We start from the raw sequence: 623 nt of genomic DNA, 5'->3' as shown, positions 1-623 counted from the left end.
TGCAACAAATGCTTCAAATAAATTTATAGAATCTTTGCGAGCGCAAGTCCCTGAAGGTTATAGGTTCATCTTAAATCTGAGGTCAGGCGCGCTGAAAGAGGCTAATACCCTGTTTACGCCCGGACCGCCGCAGCTCGCAATGGAGAAATGGATGCCAAGAGCAACGAGAGCGCTTATCCTAGTTGAAGGTCATAGGGTAATTGGTCTGCGATACGTCCAAGCGGCCCAGAGTCTTGGTTTCCATCCAATTACCCTGTCGGCTGATCCTGCTCGGTATGACTACCTTGCGGCGGAAAGTGTCGAGACAATCCGTGTCGATACAGACAATCTCGATGCGCTGATTCACGAATGTTCGCGGCTACGTGCGACGTATGACATTGCTGGCATTACTGGCTTTGCGGGCGACGACGAGTCGATCTACGCGACAGTTGGCAAGCTCTGCCTGCATTTCGATCTACCGGGACCGAACCCCGCATCGATTGAACAATGCTGCGACAAATTTACTCAACGTCAGCTCCTCGCGGAGGCCGGCATTCCAATACCTGCTTATCGCTTAGCAGCGAATGCAGCGGAGGTTGAAATCTCTGCCGCCGAGATCGGCCTGCCGGTGATTCTGAAGCCAG

General features: G+C 52.6%; 1 pseudogene. It reads left to right on the top strand.

The features are described 5' to 3' along the window. Positions 1-151: 151 nt before the first annotated feature. Positions 152-623: pseudogene (locus tag EOA23_RS35255) on the top strand (hypothetical protein); the annotation flags it as partial.

The organism is Mesorhizobium sp. M2A.F.Ca.ET.042.01.1.1 (genome assembly GCF_003997405.1).
GTDB lineage: Bacteria > Pseudomonadota > Alphaproteobacteria > Rhizobiales > Rhizobiaceae > Mesorhizobium.
Note: the sequence above shows the minus strand (reverse complement) of the source record. Positions and strands in the feature narration are given on the sequence as shown.